Source organism: Arthrobacter sp. HMWF013 (assembly GCF_003061105.1).
Lineage (GTDB): Bacteria > Actinomycetota > Actinomycetes > Actinomycetales > Micrococcaceae > Arthrobacter.
Genome location: NZ_QAIQ01000378.1, coordinates 1 through 7515 on the forward strand (window position 1 = coordinate 1; position 7515 = coordinate 7515).

At 63.0% G+C, this 7515-nt stretch carries 8 protein-coding genes and 1 tRNA gene; 8 read left to right on the top strand and 1 reads right to left on the bottom strand.

Features of this window, described 5'->3' with window-relative positions; all coding sequences use genetic code 11:
- Nucleotides 1-1217, bottom strand: a 1217-nt coding sequence (locus tag DBR22_RS13980) for a pyridoxal phosphate-dependent aminotransferase (protein ID WP_108599513.1), incomplete at its 3' end; no start/stop codon positions are given.
- 274 nt (nt 1218-1491) lie between these two features.
- On the opposite strand from DBR22_RS13980, the gene DBR22_RS13985 reads away from it, so the two are divergent.
- From DBR22_RS13985 to rplJ, 8 genes are all read left to right on the top strand, one after another.
- A tRNA-Trp gene (locus DBR22_RS13985) sits at nt 1492-1564 on the top strand.
- An 81-nt stretch (nt 1565-1645) separates the two neighbouring features.
- A complete protein-coding gene (gene secE, locus DBR22_RS13990) occupies nt 1646-1930 on the top strand; it encodes a preprotein translocase subunit SecE (protein WP_108599514.1) in 285 nt (94 codons plus the stop codon).
- A gap of 121 nt (nt 1931-2051) precedes the next feature.
- Nucleotides 2052-2921 carry a transcription termination/antitermination protein NusG gene (gene nusG, locus DBR22_RS13995; RefSeq protein ID WP_108599515.1) on the top strand — a complete coding sequence of 290 codons (870 nt, stop codon included), beginning with the start codon at nt 2052-2054 and terminating at the stop codon, nt 2919-2921.
- A 130-nt stretch (nt 2922-3051) separates the two neighbouring features.
- Complete coding sequence (gene rplK, locus DBR22_RS14000) at nt 3052-3483, top strand: 50S ribosomal protein L11 (protein WP_024365990.1); 432 nt, start codon at nt 3052-3054, stop codon at nt 3481-3483.
- A 137-nt stretch (nt 3484-3620) separates the two neighbouring features.
- Nucleotides 3621-4328: a 50S ribosomal protein L1 gene (gene rplA / locus DBR22_RS14005; RefSeq protein WP_108599516.1), complete on the top strand. Its 708-nt coding sequence runs from the start codon at nt 3621-3623 to the stop codon at nt 4326-4328.
- A gap of 108 nt (nt 4329-4436) precedes the next feature.
- The gene (locus DBR22_RS14010; RefSeq protein WP_108599517.1) at nt 4437-5582 is read left to right on the top strand and encodes a GNAT family N-acetyltransferase; all 1146 of its coding nucleotides are present in this window, start codon (nt 4437-4439) and stop codon (nt 5580-5582) included.
- An 8-nt stretch (nt 5583-5590) separates the two neighbouring features.
- Nucleotides 5591-6709 carry a GNAT family N-acetyltransferase gene (locus DBR22_RS14015; RefSeq protein ID WP_108599518.1) on the top strand — a complete coding sequence of 373 codons (1119 nt, stop codon included), beginning with the start codon at nt 5591-5593 and terminating at the stop codon, nt 6707-6709.
- A 297-nt stretch (nt 6710-7006) separates the two neighbouring features.
- The coding region (gene rplJ, locus DBR22_RS14020; protein ID WP_108599519.1) for a 50S ribosomal protein L10 at nt 7007-7515 on the top strand (509 nt) is incomplete at its 3' end.

Sequence of the window (7515 nt, forward strand, 5' to 3'; positions counted from 1 at the left end):
TACCGGGCCTTGCCGAGGAACTCCTGGAGCCGCGCCACACCCGTGGCGAGGTCGTCATCGCCGAGAGCGTAGGAGAGCCGCAGGTAGCCGGAGGGGCCGAAGGCCTCGCCGGGCACAACCGCTACCTCGACCTCGTCGAGGATCAGGGCCGCCAGCTCAGCGGAGGTCGACGGCGTCGCGGTGCCTGCCGCCGTCGGGAATTCCTTCCCCAGCAGCCCGCGGACGTCCGCGTAGACGTAGAAGGCACCCTTCGGCGTCGGGCATTCCACGCCTTCAATGGCATTGAGTCCTGCGACGATCGCCTTGCGGCGGCGGTCGAAGGCGACCTTCATTTCGTCGACGGCGGTCAGTGGGCCGGAGACCGCAGCGAGGGCGGCGATCTGCATGATGTTCGAGACGTTTGAGGTGGCGTGCGACTGCAGGTTGGTGGCGGCCTTGATGACATCGGCCGGGCCGATCATCCAGCCCACGCGCCAACCGGTCATGGCGTAGGTCTTGGCAACGCCGTTGAGGATTACCACTTTGTCACCCAGTTCCGGGGCGGCCGTGGCGATGGAGGTGAAGGGCACGCCGTCGTAGGTCAGGTGCTCGTAGATCTCGTCGGTGACCACCCAGAGGCCCTTAGCGGCGGCCCATTTACCGATTTCAGCCACCTGCTCAGGCGAATACACAGCGCCTGTGGGGTTGGACGGCGACACGAACAGCAGGACCTTGGTCCGGTCGGTGACGGCGGCTTCCAGCTGGTCAACCGTGACCAGGTACTCCTGCTCCGGACCGGCGAAGACCTCAACGGGAACACCGCCGGCGAGCCGGATGGCCTCCGGGTAGGTGGTCCAGAACGGCGTGGGCATGATGACCTCGTCGCCCGGATCAAGCAGGGTGGCGAACGTGTTGTAGACGGCCTGCTTGCCGCCGTTGGTCACCAGCACCTGGGACGCCTCCGCAGCGTAACCGGAATCGCGCAGGGTCTTCTCGGCGATGGCTTTCTTGAGCTCGGGCAGGCCACCGGCGGGGGAGTAGCGGTGGTACTTGGGCTGGCCCGCGGCCTCGATGGCGGCCTTGACGATGTACTCGGGGGTGGGGAAATCCGGCTCGCCGGCACCGAATCCAATAACCGGACGCCCGGCTGCCTTCAGCGCCTTGGCCTTGGCATCAACTGCCAGGGTTGCGGATTCGGCAATGGCGGATATGCGCTGGGAAACGCGGGCGGCAGACATGGCAGGTCCGTTCTTCGCTTGCAGCCCGGAGGCTGAATGGTGGAATTCGACGTGATCTACTCTATGCTGTTCAGCGGATCGTTCGGATTGCCGGCGTGGATGTGACTGCAGGCCAGGACAGCCATAAAGTGCAACACGAAGGGCCCGGAACGAGGCTGGTTCGACGTACACGTAGTTGTTGCGTAGACTGGTTCTCCGGTGTTGAAAACACGGATGATGGCGTGCGCCCCAGTGAAAGCTGACGGATAACGCATGATTCCGGTTTTTGATCCATAGGGTAGTGGCGCAATTGGTAGCGCAGCGGTCTCCAAAACCGCAGGTTGCAGGTTCGAGTCCTGTCTGCCCTGCGCAAGCTGCCCCGGCGTGAAGCCGGGGCACGCGCAGCAACCATGGTTCTGATCAGGACCGGGTAATCCAACATTGCAAAGATGAGTGAGGACCAGGTGACCGAAACAGCTGCCAGCAGCTCCAAGGGCCGCCCAGCTAAGAAGGCCGCCAAGGCAAACTTCTTCGCTCGCATTGCACTCTTCGTCCGCCAGGTTATCGGCGAACTGAAGAAGGTTGTAGCACCAACCCGCAAGGAACTGATCAATTACACGCTCGTGGTGCTGGTGTTCGTGGCCATCATGATGGTCATCGTCAGCCTGCTGGACATCGGTTTTGGATCCGTTGTCGGCTGGGTCTTCGGCGGGATTGCTCCCTGGGACCGCTAAGGGCGAATTGTCCGTAGGCCGTGTGGCCCCGATCCGGGTAACCGGAAAGGGAAGCCGCTTGGTGTGCGGAATTGAGCCATTTAAATAGGCATGTTAGGCAATGAAGGAAGCAGGAGACCAAGTGTCTGAGCAGGAGCTCGAGGAAACCGAGACTGAGCTGGAAGAGTCCACGGACAACACGGCTGAAGCCAGTGAAGAGTCCGAGGTTGAGTCCGCTGCGCCCGAATCCGCCGACGCCGATTCCGACGACGATTCTGACGCTGCCGCGGATGCCGCCGCAGAGGATGACGACTCAGAGAGCGACGCCGTTGACGGCGAACTTTCCGAGGACGATGCAGAAACCGACGACGAGGATGCTGACGCTCTCGCCGCCGCGGCCGCAAAGGCTGAGGTAGACCCCGCCGACGAATTCAAGGCCAAACTGCGCCGCCAGGAGGGTGACTGGTACGTCATCCACTCCTACGCCGGTTACGAAAACCGCGTCAAGGCCAACCTTGAGACCCGCATCCAGACCCTGGACATGGAAGATTACATCTTCGAGATCCAGGTGCCCATGGAAGAGGTCGTTGAGATCAAGAACGCTCAGCGCAAGGTCATCAACCGCGTCCGCATCCCCGGCTACGTACTGGTCCGCATGGACCTGACGGATGCCTCCTGGGGCGCCGTCCGCCACACCCCCGGCGTCACCGGCTTCGTGGGCAACGCCCACAACCCCGTGCCGCTGCGCCTTGACGAAGTCTTCTCCATGCTGGCCCCGGTCTTCGAAGAAGAGCAGGCCGAAAAGGGCAAGCCGGTCAAGCACGCTGCCGCCCCGGTTGACGTCGACTTCGAGGTCGGCGAATCGGTCATCGTCAAGGAAGGTCCGTTCGAGACCCTTCCTGCCACGATCTCCGAGATCAAGGTGGAATCCCAGACCCTCGTGGTCCTGGTATCCATCTTCGAGCGCGAAACCCCGGTTACCCTGGCGTTCAACCAGGTCAGCAAGATCTAGTAACCAGCACAGAATTCGTTCCGGACTGCCCGCTTAGCAGCCCCGGAACGGCCGGCCGCCTCGCCATGGCGGCCAACAACCTGAGGCACGCTCCTGTGTCCCAGGAAGATATTGAGAGAAGGACCTTACATTGGCTCCCAAGAAGAAGGTCACCGGCCTCATCAAGCTGCAGATCCAGGCAGGCGCCGCTAACCCGGCCCCGCCGATCGGTCCTGCGCTTGGCCAGCACGGTGTCAACATCATGGAATTCTGCAAGGCGTACAACGCTGCCACAGAAGCCCAGCGCGGAAACGTCATCCCCGTGGAAATCACGGTTTACGAAGACCGTTCATTCACGTTCATCACCAAGACTCCGCCGGCCGCGGAGCTCATCAAGAAGGCTGCCGGCGTTGCCAAGGGTTCACCCACCCCGCACACCGTCAAGGTTGCCAAGCTGACCCAGGCCCAGGTCAACGAGATCGCCACCACCAAGATGGAAGACCTCAACGCCACCAGCCTCGAAGGCGCAGCGAAGATCATCGCCGGTACCGCCCGCTCCATGGGTATCACCGTCGAAGGCTAAACAGCCTTCCACCGCCGGGAAACCGGCACCACTGAAACATTGAAATGTTGGAATCCGGATATATCAGTCGGATGACCAACTTGTGGCAGGGCCCAGCGCGGTCCGCAGACCACAACTGCACAAGGAGAAACAGCAGCATGGCAAAGCGCAGCAAAGCATATGAGGCAGCAGCCGCCAAGATCGACGCGGAGAAGTTCTACGCGCCTTTCGAGGCAGTAACCCTCGCCAAGGACACCAACCCGTCCAAGTTCGACGCCACCGTTGAGGTCGCTTTCCGTCTGGGCGTTGACCCGCGTAAGGCTGACCAGATGGTCCGCGGCACCGTCAACCTGCCCCACGGCACCGGTAAGGTCTCCCGCGTTCTCGTCTTCGCAACGGGCGACAAGGCTGAGGCAGCAATCGCTGCCGGCGCCGACTTCGTTGGTTCCGATGACCTGATCGAAAAGATCGCAGCCGGCTGGACCGACTTCGACGCCGCCGTCGCCACCCCTGACCTCATGGGCAAGGTTGGCCGCCTCGGTAAGGTTCTGGGTCCGCGTAACCTGATGCCGAACCCGAAGACCGGCACCGTGACCGCCGACGTCGCCAAGGCTGTCAACGACATCAAGGGTGGCAAGATCGACTTCCGCGTCGACAAGCACTCGAACCTGCACTTCATCATCGGCAAGGTTTCCTTCGATGCCCTGAAGCTGGCCGAGAACTACGCAGCAGCACTGGAAGAGGTCCTTCGCCTGAAGCCGTCCGCTTCCAAGGGCCGCTACATCCAGAAGGCTACCGTTGCCACCACGTTCGGCCCCGGCATCTCCGTGGACCCCAACGTCACCAAGGTCCTGACCGAGGTCTAATCCTCCACCAGTTCCCGCTGCCGGATCCGTCCGGCACAACCAAGGACCGCCCGGCATTGCGCCGGGCGGTCCTTCGGTTTAAGCGGGCACACTTACTAGGCTGGGGTCATGACCGGTCAGCACCTGGTGATCACTGCCGTCGCAATTCCTGCAACGCCCGACGCCGGGACGCACCCTGGTGCCCGGGTCTCCGGAGTTTCCAGTGGCGTCGCCAATGGAGACGGCCGAAGCCACCTCCACGCCTACCAGGCGATCCGCGAAGCGGACGAACTGGACAAATGGGGTGACCTGGACCGTTGCCCGACCTTCAGCGAGAGCCTTGAGTACTGGCGGGGGAGCGAGTACGAGGAGCGGCAGCTTTTTATAGCACAGCTGGGCCAGGAAACAATCGGCGCTTGCTCAGTCACGCTGCCGCTGCGCGAGAACACCTACACAGCCGGCATTTCGGTGGACGTGACGGCTGCTTACCGGCGCCAGGGCTGGGGCAGCCGGCTGCTGGCCCACGCGGAGGCTGTGGCGATAGAACGCGGCCGAACGTCCCTTGATGCCTACTGTGAGCTCCCGGCGGCGGCGGTGGATCGGGCGGCCCGGCTGCTGCCTGCCAAATCGGGGGCCGGTGGGTTACCCGCCGATGACCCCACGGTCGCCTTTGCGGCCAGTGCAGGCTACGAGCTCGAGCAGGTGGAGCGGGCCAGCCGCCTGGCCCTTCCGCTTCGACAGGGCCACCTCGAGTCACTGGAGGCGGAGGCATCCATCCGGGCAGGTGGTTACGTCATGGTGGGCTGGGGGGACACCTGCCCTGAAGATCTGGTGGATGCGTACGCGGCCCTCAGGGCCCGCATGAGTTCGGACGTTCCGATCGCCGGGTTGGGCTGGGAGGCGGAGGTCTGGGATGCGGCCAGGGTGCGCCAGGAGGAACAGGCGAACATCCGCGGCGGGGTGCAGACCCAGGTCGCGGCTGCGCTGCACACGACCAGCGGCGAACTCGTCGCCTATACGGTGCTGAACTGGCGGCCGGGGGTCCCCAGGTCCATCGCCCAGCAGGACACCCTGGTGACCTCCGAGCACCGTGGAAAGAGGCTGGGGCTGCTCATCAAAGCCGCGAATCTGCGGGCGGCCCACCAGCGTTGGCCCGCGGCGCGCTCGGTGCTGACATGGAATGCGGTGGAAAACCGGCATATGCTGGCGATCAATACTTTGCTTGGCTTCCAACCTGCTGGTTATGAGGGCGAATGGCAGAAACGGCTGGGATGAGGCCCCATATGGCAAAAGACGTACGGATCGAACAGCTGTGGATCCCGGACTCACTGGACGCGCCCGAGGCAGCGGATTTCCTGGCCGCCGTCGAGGTGGGCCGAAAGGTCCGGATGCAGACGTGGGGGAGCGATGACCTGGCCTACACGCCGCTGGAAAAGCTCCTGGAACTGGCGGATCCGTACGAGCGCCAGATCATTCTGGTGGCCAAAGTGGACGGCCAGATCGTCGGCACCGTGGACATCGCCCTCCCGCTGACAGAGAACCTGGACATGGCGGAGTTTACGTTGGACATCCTGCCGGAATTCCAGCGGCAGGGAGTGGGCCGGAAGCTGCTGCACGAGGCCGAACACCTGGCCCGGAGCGAGGGCCGCACCTCGATCCTGGTGGACACCAACCATCCCGGCGCCTCCTTGCACGAGTTCGAGAGGGCCCAGCTGGTGCCGGGCTCGGGCCAGGGGTTTGTGCCCCTGGAAAGCCGTGAGGTCGAATTTGCGCAGCGGACCGGCTATACCCTGCAGCACATCGAGCAGTTCAGCTCCTGCACCCTGCCCCTGGACACCAAGCTGGTGGCCGATCTCCAGGCGGAAGCTGATGATGCGAACAACGGCCGCTACCGGCTCCACCACTGGACCGACCGCTGCCCGGATGAGTGGCTCGAAGCCGTCGCCGTGCTCGAAAACCAGGCGGGCGCCGACGTCGATCCTTCCCTTGAGACTCCTGTTGAACAGGACATGGTGTTCGACGGCGCCATCCTCCGTGAGGCGGAAGAGGTCACCATCGCGCAGGGACGGCGGACGGTGGTCACAGCCGTCGAACATCTCGCCAGCGGGGCACTGGTGGGCCTGACCACCATCAGCGTCCTGGCCCACCGCCCCGACGTGGTCTTCCAGGATGACACCCTGGTCCTGCAGGCCCACCGCGGCAACAAACTGGGCCTGCTGATCAAGCTGGCCAACATGGAGCGGCTCACCGAGCAGTTCCCCGACGCCCGCGTCATCTACACCTGGAACGCCCCGGAGAACAGGTACCTGCTGACGGTCAACCAGCAGCTCGGCTTCACCACAGCCGGGGTGACGGGGATCTGGCAGAAAGAACTCCCGTCCCTGAAGTCAAGCGTCAGCTGAGGCCGATTTGGCGGGACGGCAGCGTGTCCCGTAAGCTTGAACTACCAAAGACCGTCGGTTGTTGGAAATCCATTCTCCTGAACACAGCTCAACTCTGCAGTTGTGCGCTGGAGGCCAAATGTATTTCTGGACGAAGGACCCTGAACATTAGGGCGGCCGGCGCAGGTGAACGAAGCAACGCTCCACGGCATCAGCCATGTAGAGCCAAGCCCCGTGCATCTGCGCGGGGCGTTTTTTAGTTTTAGCTCACTTGAGCGGGGACCGTCGCATACCGGCACTATCCCCGGAAGGAGGGTTATGGCAACGCCTACAAAGGTTTCAGCAGTAGCTGAGATCACTAACGATTTCAAGGAATCGAACGCCGCTGTCCTGACCGAATACCGCGGGCTCACCGTTGCACAGCTCAAGCAGCTGCGTGTTTCTCTCGGCCAGGACACCAAGTTCTCGGTCGTCAAGAACACCCTGACCGCCATTGCAGCCAAGGAAGCCGGTGTTGAAGCATTCAACGACCAGCTCTCCGGCCCCACTGCAATCGCGTTCATCAAGGGTGACGCAGTTGCCGCTGCCAAGAGCCTGACGGATTTTGCCAAGGCCAACAAGCAGCTGGTCATCAAGACCGGTTACTTCGAGGGCAAGGCATTGAACGCCAGCGAAGTTGTCGCACTGGCAGCGCTCGAGTCCCGCGAGCTGCAGCTCGCCAAGGTTGCAGGCATCCTCAAGGCACCTGCTGCCGCGGCTGCACGCATCATTGACGCTCTGCGCCTCAAGCTTGAAGAAGAGAACGGTGCACCGGCAGCTGCCGAGGC